General features: G+C 60.3%; 15 protein-coding genes. 11 read left to right on the forward strand and 4 right to left on the reverse strand.

Features of this window, described 5'->3' with window-relative positions; genetic code table 11:
• Positions 1–123: 123 nt before the first annotated feature.
• From ACZ89R_RS20290 to ACZ89R_RS20300, 3 genes are all read right to left on the reverse strand, one after another.
• Positions 124–831, reverse strand: coding sequence for an SPOR domain-containing protein (locus ACZ89R_RS20290; RefSeq protein WP_008009226.1), 708 nt, complete (start codon positions 829–831; stop codon positions 124–126).
• A gap of 1 nt (position 832) precedes the next feature.
• A complete protein-coding gene (gene argS / locus ACZ89R_RS20295; protein WP_429544786.1) occupies positions 833–2,569 on the reverse strand; it encodes an arginine--tRNA ligase in 1,737 nt (578 codons plus the stop codon).
• Positions 2,570–2,808: 239 nt separating this feature from the next.
• Positions 2,809–5,028, reverse strand: coding sequence for a primosomal protein N' (locus tag ACZ89R_RS20300; protein WP_429544785.1), 2,220 nt, complete (start codon positions 5,026–5,028; stop codon positions 2,809–2,811).
• Between the two features lie 287 nt (positions 5,029–5,315).
• On the opposite strand from ACZ89R_RS20300, the gene rpmE reads away from it, so the two are divergent.
• The 3 genes from rpmE to ACZ89R_RS20315 all read left to right on the forward strand — a co-directional run bounded on the left by rpmE (position 5,316) and on the right by ACZ89R_RS20315 (position 7,813).
• Positions 5,316–5,546 carry a 50S ribosomal protein L31 gene (rpmE, locus tag ACZ89R_RS20305; RefSeq protein WP_007899231.1) on the forward strand — a complete coding sequence of 77 codons (231 nt, stop codon included), beginning with the start codon at positions 5,316–5,318 and terminating at the stop codon, positions 5,544–5,546.
• A gap of 14 nt (positions 5,547–5,560) precedes the next feature.
• Positions 5,561–6,361: a thermonuclease family protein gene (locus tag ACZ89R_RS20310; protein ID WP_429544784.1), complete on the forward strand. Its 801-nt coding sequence runs from the start codon at positions 5,561–5,563 to the stop codon at positions 6,359–6,361.
• A 183-nt stretch (positions 6,362–6,544) separates the two neighbouring features.
• Complete coding sequence (locus ACZ89R_RS20315) at positions 6,545–7,813, forward strand: malic enzyme-like NAD(P)-binding protein (RefSeq protein ID WP_429544783.1); 1,269 nt, start codon at positions 6,545–6,547, stop codon at positions 7,811–7,813.
• Between the two features lie 243 nt (positions 7,814–8,056).
• Here ACZ89R_RS20315 and ACZ89R_RS20320 read toward each other — a convergent pair whose 3' ends face one another.
• Complete coding sequence (locus ACZ89R_RS20320) at positions 8,057–10,501, reverse strand: penicillin-binding protein 1A (protein WP_429547832.1); 2,445 nt, start codon at positions 10,499–10,501, stop codon at positions 8,057–8,059.
• Positions 10,502–10,721: 220 nt separating this feature from the next.
• Between ACZ89R_RS20320 and ACZ89R_RS20325 the strand changes: the two genes are divergently transcribed.
• The 8 genes from ACZ89R_RS20325 to ACZ89R_RS20360 all read left to right on the forward strand — a co-directional run bounded on the left by ACZ89R_RS20325 (position 10,722) and on the right by ACZ89R_RS20360 (position 18,956).
• On the forward strand, positions 10,722–11,786 hold the full coding sequence (locus ACZ89R_RS20325) for a pilus assembly protein PilM (RefSeq protein WP_123499947.1): 1,065 nt from the start codon (positions 10,722–10,724) through the stop codon (positions 11,784–11,786).
• Complete coding sequence (locus tag ACZ89R_RS20330; protein WP_218397036.1) at positions 11,786–12,352, forward strand: PilN domain-containing protein; 567 nt, start codon at positions 11,786–11,788, stop codon at positions 12,350–12,352. Before ACZ89R_RS20325 ends, ACZ89R_RS20330 begins: the two co-directional genes overlap by 1 nt.
• On the forward strand, positions 12,349–12,972 hold the full coding sequence (pilO, locus tag ACZ89R_RS20335) for a type 4a pilus biogenesis protein PilO (protein WP_218397038.1): 624 nt from the start codon (positions 12,349–12,351) through the stop codon (positions 12,970–12,972). The genes ACZ89R_RS20330 and pilO overlap by 4 nt, the downstream gene beginning before the upstream one ends.
• The gene (locus ACZ89R_RS20340) at positions 12,969–13,496 is read left to right on the forward strand and encodes a pilus assembly protein PilP (RefSeq protein ID WP_123499940.1); all 528 of its coding nucleotides are present in this window, start codon (positions 12,969–12,971) and stop codon (positions 13,494–13,496) included. The genes pilO and ACZ89R_RS20340 overlap by 4 nt, the downstream gene beginning before the upstream one ends.
• A gap of 13 nt (positions 13,497–13,509) precedes the next feature.
• Entirely contained in the window at positions 13,510–15,585 is a 2,076-nt protein-coding gene (locus tag ACZ89R_RS20345; protein ID WP_429544782.1) for a type IV pilus secretin PilQ, read from the forward strand.
• A gap of 4 nt (positions 15,586–15,589) precedes the next feature.
• Entirely contained in the window at positions 15,590–16,108 is a 519-nt protein-coding gene (gene aroK, locus ACZ89R_RS20350; RefSeq protein ID WP_032830073.1) for a shikimate kinase AroK, read from the forward strand.
• A gap of 150 nt (positions 16,109–16,258) precedes the next feature.
• Positions 16,259–17,359 carry a 3-dehydroquinate synthase gene (gene aroB, locus ACZ89R_RS20355; protein ID WP_429544781.1) on the forward strand — a complete coding sequence of 367 codons (1,101 nt, stop codon included), beginning with the start codon at positions 16,259–16,261 and terminating at the stop codon, positions 17,357–17,359.
• Positions 17,360–17,369: 10 nt separating this feature from the next.
• Positions 17,370–18,956, forward strand: a complete 1,587-nt coding sequence (locus ACZ89R_RS20360; RefSeq protein WP_429544780.1) for an SPOR domain-containing protein — start codon at positions 17,370–17,372, stop codon at positions 18,954–18,956.
• Positions 18,957–18,995 lie beyond the last annotated feature (39 nt).

Genomic DNA, 18,995 nt, shown 5'->3' on the forward strand with positions numbered 1-18,995 from the left:
GATCTTTTGATCTTGCTCTTGATGATGGGTAAGACGGAACACCCTGCAAACCTTGAAAAGATCGCAGCCTGCGGCAGCTCCTACAGGATTCGTGTCTCCTGCGGGAGCTGCGGTGGCAGAGGGTCAGCGACTCTGACGTTGTTGTAACAACAGGTTGCTAAAGCCGCTGCCGGCCAGTTGTTTCTGGGCCGTGGTTAGCTGTTCGCGATTACTGAATGGGCCAACCAGCACCCGATACCAGGTCTCGTCTTTCACGGTGCCGGATTCAACCGCCACAGCCTGACCCAGCAGAATGATCTGCGCACGCACCTTGTCGGCATCGGCTTCCTTGCGGAACGAGCCGGCCTGCAGGAAGAACTTGGTCACCGGTGCAGCTTTCGCCACGGGTGGCGCTGGCGGCGGGGTGATGCCGGCCAATGCCGCTTGAGCCCGGGCCGTGTCGATCTTCGCCGCTTGCTCTGGCGTCACCGGCGTGGTCGGAATGGCCGGTACTTGTGGCGTCGGCAGGGTTTTCTCCGGCACCGCGTCTGGCGGCACGATGACTTCCGATTCCGGCAGCAAAGTGTAGAAGTCGTACTTCGGCTTCACCGGTTGCGTCGGGCTCGGCGGAGTCTTGTTGGCCTCGGCGATCTTGGTGGCTTTCTGCTGCTCGATCTTCTCGCGCTTGACGGTATCGCTGCCCTTGCCCGGCTCCAGCTTCATCAGGAACACAATGAACGCACCGACCGTCAGGCCGATGGCCATCCACAGCCAGCCCGGGATCGGTTGCTTTGCAGGAGCTTGGTAACGGCTGGCGCCACGCTTGGGTGCAGGTTTTTTCTTGGCAGCCAACTTACATACGCTCCAGAGTTTCCAGACCCAAGAGTTCCAGGCCTTGCTTGAGAGTGCGGCCGGTCAGCGCGGCGAGGCGCAGGCGGCTCTGCATTTGCGCCGGGGTGTCGGCGCCGAGGATCGGGCAGTTCTCGTAGAAGCTGGAGAACAGGCCGGCGACATCGTACAGGTAGGTGCAGAGGATGTGCGGCGTGCCTTTGTCGGACACGTTGTTCAGTATTTCGCCGAACTGCGCCAGTTTCGCGGCCAGCTCATGTTCGTGGGTTGCTTCGAGACTGATTTTACCTTCGACTTCGCTGAAGTCCTTGCCGAGCTTGCGGAACACCCCGGCCACCCGGGTGTAGGCGTACAGCAGGTATGGCGCGGTGTTGCCTTCGAAGTTCAGCATCAGGTCGAAGTTGAAGCTGTAGTCGCTGGTGCGGTGCTTGGACAGGTCGGCATATTTCACGGCGCCGATGCCCACGACCTTGGCGATGTTGCGCAACTCGTCTTCGGCCAGTTCCGGGTTCTTCTCCTTCACCAGGGTGTAGGCGCGTTCCTGGGCTTCGGTCAGCAGGTCGATCAACTTCACGGTGCCGCCATCACGGGTCTTGAACGGACGGCCGTCGGCGCCGTTCATGGTGCCGAAGCCCATGTGTTCCATTTCCATCGGGTGCGTCACGAAGCCGGCCAGGCGCGCTACCTGGAACACTTGCTGGAAGTGCAGGGCCTGGCGCTGGTCGACGAAGTACAGCGCGCGATCGGCCTTGAGCTTGCCGCTACGGTAGCGCACGGCGGCCAGGTCGGTGGTGGCGTAGAGGTAGCCGCCGTCAGCCTTGACGATGATCACCGGCAGCGGGTCGCCGTCGGCGTTCTTGAATTCGTCGAGGAATACGCATTGAGCGCCGTTGCTCTCGACCAGCAGGCCGGCGGCCTTGAGGTCGTTGACCACGTTGATCAGGTCGTCGTTGTAGGCGCTTTCGCCCATTACGTCGGCCATGGTCAGTTTGACGTTCAGCAATTCGTAGATTTTCTGGCAGTGCGACAACGAGATGTCTTTGAACTTGGTCCACAGCGCCAGGCAATCCGGGTCGCCGGCTTGCAGCTTGACCACCAGGCCACGGGCGCGATCAGCGAATTCTTCGGACTCGTCGAAGCGCTGCTTGGCGGCGCGGTAGAAGTTTTCCAGGTCCGACAGCTCATCACTGGTGATCGGGTTTTCCTGCAGGTACGCCATCAGCATGCCGAACTGGGTGCCCCAGTCGCCAACGTGGTTCTGGCGGATCACTTCGTCGCCGAGGAATTCCAGAACCCGAGCCACGCCGTCGCCGATGATGGTCGAACGCAAGTGGCCGACGTGCATTTCTTTGGCCAGGTTCGGGGCCGACAGGTCGACCACGGTGCGCTGCACCGGGCCGGCCTTGCGCACGCCGATGTGGTCGTCGGCCAGCGCCGCGTCCAGGCGGGTCGCCAGGGCTTGAGTGTTCTGGAAGAAGTTCAGGAAGCCAGGACCGGCGATTTCGGCTTTGGAGACGTTCTCGTCAGCCGGCAGCGCGGCGATGATTTTCTCGGCCAGGTCACGGGGCTTCATGCCCGCAGGCTTGGCCAGCATCATGGCGATGTTGCTGGCGAAGTCGCCGTTTTTCTTGTCGCGGGAGTTTTCCACCTGGATCGCCGGCGACAGGCCTTCAGGCAACACACCTTCGTTGACGAGTTGGGTGATGGCTTGTTGGATCAGCTGGCGAATGGTGTCTTTCATGGTCTTCTCTTTCGACCGCTAGCGCGGCGGCGCTTCGATGCGCTGGTGGAAAAACTGGGCATTATCCGTTGCGAAGACGGGCTTGCCAACTATAGCGGGCAGGTTATGGATATGTGGTGACAAATCGGGCCCCATCGCGAGCAGGCTCGCTCCCACAGGGGATAGGCGTCAATCACAAAACCAATGAACACCACAGACCCACTGTGGGAGCGAGCCTGCTCGCGATGGCGATTTTGAAATCAATACAAATCGACCGGATCGACATCCAAGGACCAACGCACCGCCCGCCCACTCGGCATCTGCTCCAAAACCAACAACCAACTGCTCAGCAATCGATGCAGCGGCGCCCGAGCCGTGGCTTGCAGCAACAACTGTGCACGATATCTTCCGGCTCGGCGCTCCATTGGCGCCGGCACTGGCCCCAGCAACTCGATACCGGTCAGATTCTGCTCGGCCAGCAAACGCTCGGCCTCGCTGCACGCTTCATCGAGGAAGCCTTCGGCCTGCCCCGGTTTATGCGCTTCGGCCCGCAGCAGCGCGAGATGCGCAAACGGCGGCAGACCGGCGGAGCGGCGTTCGCTCAACGCCTGTTCGGCAAAGGCGAAATAGCCCTGTTCGGTCAGTTGCACCAACAGCGGATGGTCCGCCAAGTGCGTCTGGATAATCACTTTGCCCGGTTCTTCGGCCCGCCCCGCGCGCCCGGCGACCTGGACGATCAACTGCGCCATGCGTTCGCTGGCGCGGAAATCGCCGGAGAACAGCCCGCCGTCGGCATCCAGAATCGACACCAGGGTCACCCGTGGAAAGTGGTGCCCTTTGGCAAGCATCTGTGTGCCGACCAGAATGCACGGCTGGCCTTTTTGAATGGTGGCGAACAGTTGATTCATCGCGTCTTTGCGTGAAGTGCTGTCGCGGTCGACCCGCAGCACCGGGACGTCCGGAAACAGAATCCCCAGGCGTTCTTCGGCGCGCTCGGTACCGGCGCCCACAGGCCGCAAATCGACCTTGCCGCACTTCGGGCAATGCCGGGGCACTCGTTCGACGTAGCCACAATGGTGGCAACGCAGTTCGCCGGAGCGCTGGTGTACGGTCATTCGCGCGTCGCAGCGCTGGCATTCAGACATCCAGCCGCAGTCATGGCAAAGCAGCGTCGGGGCGAACCCTCGGCGGTTGAGGAACACCAGCACCTGCTGGCCGGCGGCCAGGGTCTGACCGATGGCTTGCTGCATCGGCCCGGAAATGCCGCTGTCCAGCGGGCGACTTTTCACGTCCAGGCGCAGGAAACGCGGTTGCTTGGCGCCACCGGCCCGCTCATTCAGGCGTAGGAGGCCGTAACGTCCGGTGTAGGCATTTTGCAGGCTTTCCAGCGAAGGTGTGGCGGATCCGAGGACAATCGGGATGTTTTCCTGCCGGGCGCGGACCAGTGCCAGGTCGCGGGCGTGGTAGCGCAGGCCTTCCTGCTGTTTATAAGAGCCGTCGTGCTCTTCATCGATAATGATCAGGCCAGGGTTTTTCATCGGCGTGAACAGTGCCGAACGGGTACCGATAATAATGTCGGCCTCGCCATCCCGCGCCGCCAGCCAGGCTTCCAGGCGTTCGCGGTCATTGACTGCGGAGTGGATCAGCGCGATGCGCGCATTGAAGCGCTGCTCGAAGCGCGCCAGGGTTTGCGGGCCGAGGTTGATCTCCGGGATCAGCACCAGGGCTTGCTTGCCGGCCTCGAGGGTTTCGCGGATCAGCTGCAAATAGACTTCGGTCTTGCCACTGCCGGTGACGCCGGCCAGCAGGAACGCGTGATAACTGTCGAACCCGGCGCGAATCGCTTCGTAAGCGGCGCGCTGCTCCGGGTTGAGCGGCAATTCCGGTTGTGCCAGCCAGTGTTCGTGGCGGGCGCCGGGGGCGTGCTTGCGGATTTCGACTTGCACCAGATCCTTGGCCAGCAACAGATCGAGGCTGTCCTTGCTCAGCATCAGTTTGCTCAGCAGCTGATGAGCGACGCCGTGGGGATGCTGAGTCAGGGTCGCCAGAGCTTCGCGCTGACGCGGAGCACGAGCGATGCGCGGGTCATCAAGGCTGGCGCCGGGCGCGGCGGACCAGAAGCGTTCCTGGCGTGCTTCGGCCAGTTCGCCTTGTCGCAACAGTACCGGCAGTGCCCAGCTCAAGGTATCGCCGAGGCTGTGCTGGTAATACTGTGAAGTCCATAGGCACAGCTTGAACAGCGCTGGCGGCAGGGGCGGCGTGGCGTCGAGCAGTGCCAGGGCCGGCTTGAGTTTGTCTGCCGGCACTTCGCTGGTGTCGGTGACCTCCACCAGAATCCCGATCATCTCCCGCCGTCCGAACGGCACCCGCAAGCGCATGCCAGGGTGCAACTGGGCACGCAAGATACCGGCCGGGGCACGATAATCGAACAGGCGGCGCAGAGGCGAAGGCAGGGCGAGGCGCAGAATGGCGTTGGGCACGCGGGGGGATCTCGATCAACGGAAAATAAACAGCAGGGCCATGACCCTGTGGGAGCGAGCCTGCTCGCGAAAAGGGAATGTCAGTCAGTATTCATGCCGTCTGACACACCGCTTTCGCGAGCAGGCTCGCTCCCACAGGGACGGCGCTTTGGGCCGGGAGCCTAGCAGACGGTCGGTGTAAGGGACAGCTTGCGTGATTGCAAAGGTCTGGTAGAATCCGCGGCCTAATTACGTGCGGTATTCAACAATGGTGTTGAGTGGCGGCACGCTAGCCTGAGGAATACATCATGAAAGCCGATATCCATCCAACATACGAAATCACCGCAGTTACCTGCAGCTGTGGCAACAAGTTCGAAACTCGTTCGAACCTGGCCAAGCCTCTGGCGATCGACGTATGCAACGAGTGCCACCCGTTCTACACCGGTAAGCAGAAGACTCTGGATACTGGCGGTCGTGTACAGCGCTTCGCAGACCGTTTCGGCGCTTTCGGCAAGAAAGCTCCTGCTGCTGCAGAGTAAGGTTGAAAGGCCCGATGGGCTTTTCCTTGCTGATGAAAAAGGCGTCCCTCGCGGGCGCCTTTTTTGTGTCCGCGATTTGGCTTTCCGGTGCTCAGGCCTTCTGCCCGGCGCCGAGCGGGCTGACGCCGGTCGCGGTGCAACGGGTGGTGGATGGCGACACCTTGCGTCTGAGCGATGGCCGCAGTGTGCGCATGATCGGTTTGAATACGCCGGAGCTGGGCAAACAGGGTCGCTCCGACGAACCGTTTGCCGTGGCCGCGCGCAAACGCCTTGAAGCGCTGGTGGCTGCCAGCGATGGGCGAGTCGGTTTGTTGCCGGGTAAAGAAAGCAGGGACCATTACGGCCGTACCCTGGCTCATGTCTACAGTGTCGATGGGGCCAACCTCGAAGCGCAGATGCTCGCCGAGGGCCTCGGTTTTCAGGTGGCGGTGGCACCGAACGTCGATTTGGTTGCCTGCCAGCAAGCGGCCGAACGCAGTGCTCGTCGGGCTGGTCTCGGGCTGTGGCGACAATCACCTGTATTGAAAGCGGAGCAGATCAGCGCGTCCGGTTTCGCCATGCTCAGTGGTCGTGTGAGCAAGGTTCAGCGCAATCGCGGCGGGGTTTGGATCGAGTTGCAGGATTCGGTTGTATTGCGGGTTGCACCCAATCTACTGGACCAATTCGATGTCGCATCGCTTGAAAAGCTCAAAGGCAAGCAAATCGAGGCTCGTGGCTGGGTGGTGGATCGTTCGCGCCGCGGTGGGTTGCAACCGGGGCAGGCGCGCTGGCTTCTGCCGCTGACCGATCCGGCGATGTTGCAGGCGGCGCCGTAAGAAAAAATTGTAGACATTTTTTCTTTCAATTGTGAACAGTCTATCCCTTGTGTTCCGTGGCTCTTGGCCCAAAGTCGTAGGGCCGGGCGCTTGACAGGGGTGACTGGTCAGTCTTGTGAGGACTTTGCGAGGCGAGTATCCTCGGCGGTCCGTCTGTCCAACAGTAAAAAGCGGAATGCCCCTATGTCTGATCTGAAAACTGCCGCTCTCGAATATCACGCCCATCCCCGTCCAGGGAAGCTGAGTGTCGAGCTCACCAAGGCCACCGCTACCGCCCGCGATCTGTCGCTGGCCTACAGCCCCGGCGTAGCCGAACCAGTACGCGAAATCGCCCGCGATCCTGAACTGGCCTACAAATACACCGGCAAGGGCAACCTGGTTGCAGTCATTTCCGATGGCACCGCGATTCTCGGCCTGGGTAACCTTGGCCCATTGGCTTCCAAGCCAGTTATGGAAGGTAAAGGCGTGCTGTTCAAGCGCTTCGCCGGCATCGACGTGTTTGACATCGAAGTCGACTCCGAAAGCCCGCAAGCCTTCATCGACACCGTCAAGCGTATCTCCATTACCTTCGGCGGCATCAACCTGGAAGACATCAAGGCACCTGAGTGCTTTGAGATCGAACGCGCTCTGATCGAGCAGTGCGACATTCCGGTATTCCATGATGACCAGCACGGCACCGCAATCGTTACTGCGGCCGGCATGATCAACGCCCTGGAAATCGCTGGCAAAACCCTGGCTGACGCCAAGATCGTCTGCCTGGGCGCCGGTGCTGCCGCCATCTCCTGCATGAAATTGCTGGTGAGCATGGGCGCCAACATCGAAAACATCTACATGGTCGACCGTACCGGCGTGATCCACTCCGGCCGTGACGACCTGAACCAGTACAAGGCTGTGTTCGCTCACGCGACCGAAAAGCGCACCCTGGCTGACGCGCTGAAAGGTGCTGATGTGTTCGTTGGTCTGTCCGGCCCGAACCTGCTGAGTGCTGAAGGCCTGAAATCCATGGCGGCCAACCCGATCGTGTTCGCGTGCTCGAACCCGGATCCGGAAATCTCCCCGGAACTGGCTCACGCCACCCGTAACGACGTGATCATGGCCACCGGCCGTTCGGACTACCCGAACCAGGTCAACAACGTACTGGGCTTCCCGTTCATCTTCCGTGGTGCCCTGGACGTTCGCGCCAAGCGCATCAACGAAGAAATGAAAGTGGCTGCCGCCAACGCCCTGCGTGAACTGGCCAAGCTGCCAGTACCTCAGGAAGTGTGCGACGCCTACGGCGGCATCAAACTGGAATTCGGTCGTGAGTACATCATTCCGAAACCAATGGATGCCCGTCTGATCACCCTGATCTCCGATGCCGTGGCCAAAGCCGCCATCGAGACCGGTGTGGCGACCCTGCCGTATCCGAAGAACTACCCGCTGAAAAGCGTGGATGACGTGTTCAACGGCTAAGCCGTTGTAGCGCATCAACCAAAAGCCCCGGCTCATTCTGAGTCGGGGCTTTTTTGTATCTGGGAGTTTGATCGTTCCCACGCTCTGCGTGGGAATGCCTCAAGGGACGCTCCGCGTTCCAGCTCTGGAAAGGGACGCGGAGCGTCCCGGGCTGCATTCCCACGCAGAGCGTGGGAACGATCGGCAGGCCAAAAAAAGCCCCGCTCTTCTTCCGAAGGCGGGGCTTTGCGTTGCGCTATCCGATCAGAACAAATCGATTGGCGCTGCCTCATCGGCTGGCAGCGGGCTGCCCGGCATATTGCCGTTGCTCAGCTCATTCACCGACGGTGGTGTGTCTTCGGCCTTGAACAGTTCGAAGTAGGCGCCTGGCGTGCTTGGGGTGGCCGCGCGGCCGCTGATCGGGTCGACGCGCAGGCTGAGAATGCCTTCGGGTTCCGCTTGGGTGTGGGGCGGTTTGTCTTTGAGGGCCGCCGCCATGTAGTTCATCCAGATCGGCAAGGCAACGGTGCCGCCGAACTCGCGTTTGCCCAGGCTTTCCGGTTGGTCGAAGCCGGTCCAGACGGTGGTCACGTAATCGGCGTTGTAGCCGGAGAACCAGGCGTCCTTGGATTCGTTGGTGGTACCGGTCTTGCCCGCGATGTCGCTGCGACCCAACGCCAGCGCACGGCGGCCGGTGCCGAGTTTGATCACATCCTCAAGCATGCTGTTGAGGATGTAAGTAGTGCGCCCATCGATGATGCGCTCGGCCACGGCCGGCGTTTGTGGCATTGGCTGGGCGCTCGGTGCTTCGCCTGGGGTAGCGTTGACCGTGAAGGTGTCGGAGGCCGGCATGGCGATGCCATCGCTGGCTACGGCGCCTTTCGGAACGCTCGGCGGGTTGGCGACAAATAGCGTGTCGCCGTTGCGGCTTTCGATCTTGTCGATGATGTACGGGGTGATCTTGTAGCCGCCATTGGCGAAGGTGGCCCAGCCGGTGGCGATTTCCATTGGCGTCAGGGTTGCGGTACCCAGGGCCAGGGACAGGTTGCGCGGCAGGTCCTGCTTGTTGAAGCCGAACTTGCTGATGTAGTCGATGGTGCGGTCGACACCCAGCGCTTGCAGCAGGCGGATCGACACCAGGTTGCGCGACTTGTAGAGCGCTTCACGCATGCGGATCGGGCCGAGGAAGGTGTTGGTGTCGTTCTTCGGCCGCCAGACTTTGTCCAGGTACTCGTCGACGAACACGATCGGTGCGTCGTTCACCAGGCTGGCGGCGGTATAGCCGTTGTCCAGGGCGGCGCTGTAGACGAATGGCTTGAAGCTCGAACCCGGCTGACGCTTGGCCTGCATGGCGCGGTTGTAGTTGCTTTGCTCGAAGGCGAAACCGCCGACCAGCGAACGAATGGCACCGTTCTGCGGGTCGAGGGAAACCAGCGCGCCTTGAGCCTGCGGAATCTGGCTGAATTTGAGCGAACCGTCTGGCTGACGCTGCACGCGAATCAGATCACCGACCTGTGCGACATCCGACGGCTGCTTCGGATTGGCGCCCATGCTGTTGGTGTTCAGGAACGGACGAGCCCACTTCATGGTTTCCCAGGCGACGTGCTCTTCGCCGGTACCCGTGCGGGTCAACACCTGCACGCCGTTCTTGTCGACCTGGGTCACGATCGCCGGTTCCAGGCCGCTGATGATTCGCTGTTTGGTCAACTCCTGAGTCCAGGCCTCTCGGGTTTTACCCGGCAGGCGTGACTCGGGGCCGCGATAACCGTGCCGTTGGTCGTAGGTCATCAAGCCTTCATGAACCGCGGTGTTGGCCATCTCCTGCAAATTGCTCGGCACCGTGGTGGTGACACGGAAACCTTCGGTATACGCATCGCTGCCATAGCGGCCGACCATTTCGGCACGGGCCATTTCGGCGACGTATGGCGCGTTCACTTCCGGAGTCGGCACATGATAGCTGGCGTTCAGCGGCTCATTGATGGCAGTGGTGTAGTCGGCTTCGGTGATTTTGCCGAGCTTATACATGCGCCCCAGGATCCAGTCGCGACGCTCTTTGCTGCGGGTCGGGTTGGCCAGCGGGTTGAAGCGCGACGGGGCTTTTGGCAGGCCGGCGATCATCGCCATCTGCGCCAGGCTCACGTCACGAATCGACTTGCCGTAATAAACCTGCGCCGCTGCTTCGATGCCGTAGGCGCGGTTGCCCAGATAGATCTTGTTGACGTACAGCTCGAGGATCTCGTCCTTGGTCAACTGCCGTTCGATCTGCAGGGCCAGGAGGATTTCGGTTGTTTTGCGCGAGAAGCTGCGTTCGCTGGTCAGGAAGAAGTTCTTCGCTACCTGCATGGTGATGGTGCTGCCGCCGGACTGAATATGTCCGCTCTTAACCAGCTGGGTGGCGGCACGCATCAGGCTGCTGGGATCGACGCCGTAGTGGTTGGCGAAATTGTCGTCTTCAGCACTTAGTAACGCATTAATGAAATTGGGGGGAATGTCGGCGAAACGGATTGGCGTGCGGCGCATTTCGCCAAATTCTGCGATCAACTTGTTGTCGCTGCTGTACACCCGCAAAGGAATCTGCAACTGAATACTTCTCAGCGCCTCCACGGATGGCAATCCGGGGCTAAGGTAAAGAAAAGCGCCGCTCAGACCCAGGAGCAGTCCGCAGAAAACGGCGACGATGGACCAACCGAAAAATTTCAGCAGACGAATCAAGGCTTTTGGATATCCAGGGTAAAGAATGAATTAGGCATCAGGGGTTCAGGCTATACACAGAATGACCCGCGCTTGCAGTGAAAGCGGAAAAAACGCTCAGCATTATAAGCATTTTTCCGTCGGGGAGCGTCATTTGCGCTTCTGTCAAGACGGAGGGTATTGAACGCAATGGATATTACAGAGTCCGTAACTCACGGATAGTCATAGGGAATTGGTAGTGCTAGGACTCTTCAATAAAAAAGCCAATACGCTTCTGGGGATCGACATCAGCTCTACGTCGGTGAAGCTACTGGAGCTCAGTCGTCAAGGCGACCGGTACCGGGTCGAGGCCTATGCGGTCGAGCCGCTGCCTGCCAGCGCCGTGGTCGAGAAAAATATCGCCGAGCTCGAAGGGGTGGGGCAGGCGCTTGCGCGGGTGCTATCCAAGGCCAAGACCAGCCTCAGGAACGTGGCCGTCGCTGTGGCCGGTTCAGCGGTCATCACCAAGACCATCGAGATGGACGCCGGTCTTTCCGACGACGAGATGGAAAACCAACTGAAGATCGAGGCCGATCAGTACATCCCTTATCCACTGGATGAAGTGGCTATCGATTTCGAAGTGCAAGGCGTGTCGGCGCGCAACCCCGAGCGGGTCAATGTGCTGCTGGCGGCGTGTCGCAAGGAAAACGTCGAGGTCCGTGAAGCGGCCCTGGCTCTGGCCGGGCTGACCGCGCGCGTGGTCGACGTCGAAGCTTATGCCCTGGAGCGATCGTTCGGCCTGCTGGCAACCCAGTTGGCCGCCTCTCAGGAGCGTCTGACCGTGGCGGTGGTCGATATCGGGGCCACCATGACCACCCTGAGCGTGTTGCACAACGGGCGGATCATCTACACCCGTGAACAATTGTTCGGCGGGCGTCAACTGACGGAAGAGATCCAGCGTCGTTATGGCTTGACGGTCGAACAGGCGGGGCTGGCGAAGAAGCAGGGCGGTTTGCCGGACGATTACGTCAGCGAGGTCTTGCAGCCATTTCGTGATGCGTTGGTGCAGCAGGTGTCGCGTTCATTGCAGTTTTTCTTTGCTTCTGGCCAGTACAACTCGGTCGATCACATCCTCCTGGCCGGCGGCACCGCCTCGGTCCCCGGGCTGGAGCGATTGATCGAGCAGCGACTGGGTACGCCGACCCAGGTCGCCAATCCATTCTCCAACATGACCCTGAGCAGCAAGGTCAACGCCGGTGCCTTGGCGAGCGATGCCCCGGCACTGATGATCGCTTGCGGGCTGGCCCTCAGGAGTTTCGACTGATGGCGCGGATCAATCTTTTACCCTGGCGTGAAGAGTTGCGCGAAGGGCGTCGCAAACGCTTTTTACTGGCATTGGTCGGTGTGCTAGTGGGGTCGGTGGCAGCGCTGCTGATTGCGGACCAGGTCATTAACAGCGCCATTAATCGGCAAGTCGCCCGTAACGATTACATTGGCAAGCAGATTGCCGTGGTCGACGAGCGGATCAAACAGATCAGCGATCTGAAGGCCCGCCGACAGCAACTCGTCGAACGCATGCGCATCATCCAGGACCTGCAAGGCAACCGGCCGATCAGCGGGAGGATTTTCGATCAATTGGCGCGTACCTTGCCGGACGGAGTTTATTTCACCGAAGTGAAAATGGTCGGCAAAACCGTGTCCATCACCGGCGCGGCGGAATCCAACAACCGGGTTTCGGATCTGATGCGCAATCTTGATGCCTCCGATTGGTTCGATGCGCCCAACCTCACGGAAGTCAAGGCGACCACCGCCGGTCAGCTGGACCAGGCCAATGTTTTTCAGTTGACCGTCCGTCAGACCCAGCCCGCGATTGTGGGGGGCGCTAAATGAAACCATCCGAATGGTTCGAAGGGTTGCGCCAGATCGACATCAACGATCTGGACACCAACAACATGGGTTCCTGGCCACCGGCGATCAAGGTCCTGGCAAGTGTCCTGCTGATGATCCTGGTGCTAACCCTTGGCTACAGCTTCTTGATCAGTGACCTGCAAAACCACCTGGAACTCAGGCGCGAGGAAGAATCGACGCTCAGGGAGCAATTCGCGACCAAAGCCCATATGGCGGCGAATCTGGAGCTGTACACCCAGCAGATGAAGGAAATGGAAAACTCCTTCGGCATGCTTTTGCGGCAATTGCCCAGCGACACCGAAGTGCCCGGCCTGCTGGAGGACATCACCCGCACCGGCCTGGGCAGCGGCCTGGACTTCGAAGAAATCAAGCTGCTCCCGGAGGTCACCCAGCAGTTCTACATCGAGCTCCCTATCCAGATCACCGTCACCGGCGCTTATCACGACCTGGCCACTTTTGTCAGTGGCGTGGCCGGGCTGCCACGGATCGTCACCCTGCATGACTTCGACCTGGCGCCGGCTAATCCCGATGGCGGTCCGAAGTTACGCATGAGCATCCTGGCCAAGACCTATCGCTACAACGACAAGGGGTTGCAGAAATGAGCCCGATTCGTTGCCTGTCGATGGTTATGTGCCTGGTCATCCTGGCCGGTTGTGGCGGCGACAATGATTTCAGCGACCTGGACGCCTACCTGAACGAAGTGCGCCTGCGTGCCCCCGGCAAAATTGAACCAACGCCGACATTCCGGTCTTACCCGACATTCACCTATAACGCTGCCAACCTGCGTAGCCCGTTCTCCCGGCAGGTCAGAGTCGATCTGGCCGGTCAGAAGCACGGCTCGCGTAACGTCAAACCCGACCCCAATCGGGTCAAGCAGTACCTCGAAGGTTTCAACATCGAACAGTTTGAAATGGTCGGCACCCTCTCCAATGCAACCGGCTCCTTTGCGCTATTGCGCGGGGCGGGCGGCGTGCATCGGCTGAAAGTCGGCGATTACCTGGGGCGTAACGATGGGCGGATCGTCGCCATCAGCGGTTCGCAAGTCGACGTGGTCGAAATCGTTCCTGACGGCGAAGGCGCCTGGCTGGAACGGCCGCGGACCATCCCTTTGAAAGAGCACTCATAGTGGAACTCGAATAATGAACAGGATTTTCTCAACCTTCGGTATTTCGCTATGGATAGCGTTTTTGTCGCCGATGGTACTGGCGGCCAACCTCAAAGCGCTGGATGTCGCCGCGCTGCCCGGTGACCGTGTCGAGTTGAAGTTGTCGTTCGATGGGCCGCCACCGCAGCCCCACGGTTACACGACAGAGCAGCCTGCGCGGATTGCGCTGGACCTGCCAGGGGTCACCAGTCAGCTGGCGAACAAGAATCGGGATCTGGGCGGCGGCAATGCCCGCAGCGCCACGGTCGTTGAGGCCAAGGACCGTACGCGGTTGATCATCAGCCTGACTCAATTGACGCCATACAACGCTCGCGTCGAAGGCAACAATTTGTTCGTGGTTGTCGGGCAAGGGGCTGGTAGCAAGGCGCCCAAACCGGCCGCCAGCGCACCGCGCGCAGCCACTGCGACGCCAGCGCCCGCCAGGGTCAATGCGCCCGTGGGCAAAGCCATCCGGGGCGTGGATTTCCAGCGCGGCACCCAGGGTGAGGGCAATGTGGTCATCGATCTGTCGGATCCGTCCATCGCCCCGGACATCCAGGAACGCGATGGCAAAATCATCGTCGGTTTCACCAAGACCCAACTGCCTGAACGGTTGCGTGTACGTCTCGACGTCAAGGATTTCGCCACGCCGGTGCAGTTCGTCAACGCCAGCGCCACGGGCGACCGGGCCATTATCAGTATCGAACCCAGTGGCGCCTTCGATTATTCGACCTATCAGACCGACAACAAACTGACCGTCAGTATCCGGCCGATGACTGTCGATGACTTGCAGAAGCGCAACACTGAACGCTTTGCCTACACCGGCGAAAAACTCTCGCTGAATTTTCAGGACATTGATGTGCGCTCGGTGCTGCAGCTGATCGCCGATTTCACCAACCTCAATCTGGTGGCCAGCGACACGGTGCAGGGTGGCATCACGTTGCGTCTGCAGAATGTGCCGTGGGATCAGGCGCTGGACCTGGTGTTGAAAACCAAAGGTCTGGATAAGCGCAAGATTGGCAACGTGCTGCTGGTGGCGCCGGCTGATGAGATCGCTGCCCGAGAGCGTCAGGAACTGGAATCGCAGAAGCAGATTTCCGAACTGGCGCCTCTGCGTCGCGAGCTGTTACAGGTCAACTACGCCAAGGCCGCCGATATCGCCAAGCTGTTCCAGTCAGTGACCAGCGCCGAAGCGAAAATCGACGAGCGAGGGTCAATCACTGTCGATGAGCGAACCAACAACATCATTGCCTACCAGACCCAGGATCGACTCGACGAGCTGCGTCGCATCGTTGCCCAACTGGATATTCCGGTGCGTCAGGTGATGATCGAGGCGCGCATCGTTGAGGCCAACGTCGATTACGACAAAAGCCTTGGCGTGCGCTGGGGCGGTTCGGTGCAGAAGGGTAACTGGAACACCTCCGGGGTCAACGGCTCTTCGACCACCATAGGGACGCCAGGCAGCACCAGCACTAACTCGCCGTTCGTCGACTTGGGGGCCTCTGCCAATACCTCGGGGATCGGCATCGCCTTCATTACCGACAATGTGCTGCTGGACCTTGAGCTTTCGGCCATGGAGAAAACCGGCAACGGGGAAATCGTCTCGCAGCCCAAGGTGGTCACGTCCGACAAGGAAACCGCGAAAATCCTCAAGGGCACCGAGATTCCCTATCAGGAAGCCAGCTCCAGCGGCGCCACCTCGGTGTCGTTCAAGGAGGCTTCGCTGTCCCTGGAGGTGACCCCACAGATCACGCCGGACAACCGCATCATCATGGAGGTCAAGGTCACCAAGGATGAACCGGATTACCTGAACAAAGTGCAGGATGTACCGCCAATCAAGAAAAACGAGGTCAACGCCAAGGTGTTGGTTAACGACGGCGAGACCATCGTCATTGGTGGGGTTTTCTCAAATACTCAGAGCAAGGTTGTAGATAAGGTGCCATTTCTCGGTGATGTGCCGTATCTTGGCCGCCTTTTCCGGCGTGACGTGGTTTCGGAGAAAAAATCCGAGCTGCTGGTATTTCTCACTCCGCGTATCATGAACAATCAGGCGATTGCTGTGAGTCATTGATTCTGTGCGAAATTTGATTCTTGTTGGACCGATGGGGGCTGGAAAAAGCACCATCGGCCGGTTGCTGGCCAAAGAGCTGCGCCTGCCATTCAAAGATTCCGATAAGGAAATTGAATTGCGCACGGGCGCCAATATCCCGTGGATTTTCGATAAGGAAGGCGAACCGGGCTTTCGTGACCGTGAGCAGGCGATGATCGCCGAGCTGTGTGCATGCGACGGTGTGGTATTGGCGACCGGTGGCGGCGCAGTGATGCGCGAAGCCAATCGCCGGGCGCTGCACGCCGGTGGTCGGGTGGTCTATCTGCATGCGTCGGTCGAGCAGCAGGTCGGCCGAACAGCTCGCGACCGCAATCGGCCACTGCTGCGCACCGCCGACCCGGCGAAAACCCTGCGGGACTTGCTGGCGATCCGTGATCCGCTGTATCGGGAAATTGCCGACCTGGTGGTTGAAACCGATGAGCGGCCACCGCGGATGGTGGTGCTCGACATCCTCGAACGCTTGCAGCAGCTACCGCCCCGTTAATGCGCGGCGCGAAATGCGCTATCCTCGACGTCCTGTCGCAGCCGCTCAAGGTTGTGGCGGCTGGCTACCGAGCGGCGTCACACCGGCAGACGCCATGGAATTCGTAAACTCAAGGCAGGATGCCTGATTCCATCTTCACTGTGGGGACACATGCAGACACTCAAGGTCGATCTAGGCGAGCGCAGCTACCCGATTCATATTGGCGAAGGTTTGTTGGATCAGCCTGAGCTGCTGGCCCCGCATATCCGCGGGCGGCAGGTGGCGATCATCTCCAACGAGACCGTCGCGCCGCTCTACCTCGAGCGTCTGACCCGCAGCCTCGCGCAATTCTCGGTGATTTCTGTGGTGCTGCCCGACGGCGAAGCCTTCAAGACCTGGGAAACCCTGCAACTGATTTTCGACGGCCTGCTGACTGCACGGCACGATCGCCGTACCACGGTGATCGCTCTCGGTGGCGGTGTGATCGGCGACATGGCCGGTTTTGCGGCCGCCTGCTACCAGCGAGGCGTCGATTTCATCCAGATACCGACCACGTTGTTGTCGCAAGTCGACTCTTCGGTGGGCGGCAAGACCGGGATCAATCACCCGCTGGGCAAGAACATGGTCGGCGCCTTCTATCAGCCTAACGTGGTGCTGATCGATACCGCCACGCTCAATACTTTGCCGCCCCGCGAACTGTCTGCCGGGTTGGCGGAAGTCATCAAATACGGGCTGATCTGCGACGAGCCATTCCTGACCTGGCTCGAAGAAAACGTCGATCGCCTGCGAGCGCTGGACCAGACCGCCCTGACTTATGCCATCGAACGCTCCTGCGCGGCCAAGGCTGCGGTGGTGGGTGCCGACGAGAAAGAGACGGGCGTTCGTGCCACGTTGAACCTGGGCCACACCTTTGGCCACGCGATCGAAACCCATATGGGCTATGGTGTCTGGCTTCATGGTGAAGCAGTCGCTGCTGGCACCGTAATGGCTTTGGAAATGTCCGCGCGCCTGGGCTGGATCAGCGAACAGGAACGTGATCGCGGTATTCGCCTGTTCCAGCGGGCCGGCCTGCCGGTCATCCCGCCGCAAGAGATGACTGAAACCGATTTTCTCGAACACATGGCAATTGACAAGAAAGTGATCGACGGTCGTTTGCGCCTGGTGCTGCTGCGCCACATGGGCGAAGCAGTGGTGACCGACGATTATCCGAAAGAGGTTTTACAGGCCACGCTGGGAGCGGATTACCGCGCCCTGGCTCAGCTTAAAGGTTAATAAGATCCCGATGACTAGTTTGCATGCCGACGAGGCTTTCCTCGGCCATTACCAGTTAAGTCATGACCCTTTCGCTCCACGGGTGCCTGGCTTCAAATTTTTCCCGGCCCAGCGCAAACCGGTGCTGGGGCAACTGCATCATCTGGCCCGTTACAGCCAGTTGTTGCTGGTGGTCACTGGCCCTCAAGGCAGCGGCAAAACCCTGTTGCGCCAGGCCCTGGTGGCCAGCACCAACAAACAGTCAGTGCAGAGCGTGGTGGTTTCCGCCCGTGGCGCCAGCGATGCGGCTGGTGTGCTGCGTCAGGTGGCTCAGGCGCTGAATGTCGAACAGGCCGAAATCGGCGCCATTCTGGCCCAGGTGGTACAGCTTGCCCTCACGGGGCAGGAAGTCTATTTGCTGGTGGATGATGCCGAGCAACTCGACGAATCCGCGCTGGAAGCCTTGCTGGCTTTAGCCGCGGGGGCGCCGGAAGGTCGCCCCCACGTGTTCCTGTTCGGCGAGTCCTCGCTGATTGCTCAACTTGACGCGCTGAGCCTTGAGGAAGAGCGTTTCCACGTCATCGAATTGCAGCCTTACACCGAAGAAGAAACCCGCGAATATCTGGATCAGCGTCTTGAAGGCGCTGGCCGGGGTATCGAACTTTTCACCGCGGATCAGATCTCTGATATTCACGAAAGCTCCGACGGTTGGCCTGGCACCATCAACCAGGTCGCCCGCGATGCAATGATCGAAGCCATGATTGCCAGCCGCTCAGCGGTGAAGCGTCCAAGTATGGGGTTCAACATGCCGAAGAAACACGTATTGGCGATTTCCGCCGTAGTCGTGGTCGCGGTAGCCGCCGCCTGGTTGATGCCGGGTCGCAGCAAAGCACCGACCACCGGCGCGCCTGCCAATGAACAGGCACAACTGCCATTGGGCCAGGACGCGCCACAACCTGACAGCAGTGGCGCTCCCGCCGTAGAGTTCGCCGGTAATTCACAACCGATGCCATTGCCGTTGGTCGGCAACTCGCAGCCGGTAATGCGTGGCCCGTTGGCCGAAGCGGCCGGTGGTATCACCGAAGGCGACGACGGCGTGCCGGTCGAAGGTTCCAGCGCTACACCGCCAACCGTGACCACGACTGCGCCGCCTGCCGGCATCCAGCCGGGGCCGGCGCCAACACCTGCGGCCAAACCGGTTCCAGCGCCGACTCAGGTCGCGACCGCCAAGCCAGCGCCTGCGCCTGTTGCCAAACCGGCTCCAGCGCCCGCCAAGCCGGTCGCCGCCGCCAAACCTGCCGAGAAGCCAGTCGCCGTGGCTAAAGCCGCCGGTGGCAGCTGGTACGCAGGCCAGGCGCCGGGTAACTACGTGGTGCAAATCCTCGGCACCAGCTCCGAATCGGCCGCGCAAAGCTTCGTCAAAGAGCAGGGCGGCGAGTACCGTTATTTCAAGAAAGTACTCAACGGCAAGCCGCTTTACGTCATCACCTACGGTAGCTTCGCCAACCGCGATGCAGCCGTTACCGCCATCAAGGCCTTGCCAGCGAAGGTTCAGGCTGGTAAACCTTGGCCTCGCACTGTCGCCAGCGTCCAACAGGAACTGGCAACAACTCGCTGAAGATTCGGCGGCCTTACCCAGGCCGCCTCTCCAAGCACC

It is taken from the genome of Pseudomonas sp. TE3728, assembly GCF_056279145.1.